Source organism: Marinobacterium weihaiense, assembly GCF_019061305.1.
In the GTDB taxonomy this organism is placed as follows: domain Bacteria; phylum Pseudomonadota; class Gammaproteobacteria; order Pseudomonadales; family Balneatricaceae; genus Marinobacterium; species Marinobacterium weihaiense.
The window spans coordinates 1-425 of the sequence record NZ_JAHQZT010000086.1; the positions used below are offsets into that span (position 1 = coordinate 1).

Sequence of the window (425 nt, forward strand, 5' to 3'; positions counted from 1 at the left end):
TCTACGCCCGGAATGCCGGCTTTGGTGCCGTCGGACGGCCCCTGGGCGAGTGACATGCTGGGCATGAACAGCGCCTCGCCCCAGGCAACGACGTGCTTGCCGGCGCGCAGGTTCAGATAGCGCTCGTTGCCCAGTTCAAAGGTGGTGTAGCCGTAAAAGTCCAGCAGACGGGTGTAGCCGCCGTGGTACTTCTCGGCATCGTCGGTGAATTTGTCGTCCTGATAGACATCGTCGTAGAAGGTGCTGGCCGACATCACCAGGCCGCTGTTGCCCTTGTGCAGGCGGCCTTCCATCAGCAGCGACAGGCGGTTGTTGATCAGGTCGTCCTGATCGAAGTTGCGGTTGCCGCTGGACTGCATGTAGCCCACGTCGGAGCGGTCTTCCAGACGCACACCGGTGCCATAGCTCAGGGTGCCTTTCCAGTC

At 61.9% G+C, this 425-nt stretch carries 1 protein-coding gene; it reads right to left on the reverse strand.

Features of this window, described 5'->3' with window-relative positions:
• Window positions 1–425, reverse strand: a 425-nt coding sequence (locus tag KTN04_RS16715; protein ID WP_217336348.1) for a DUF1302 domain-containing protein, incomplete at both ends; no start/stop codon positions are given.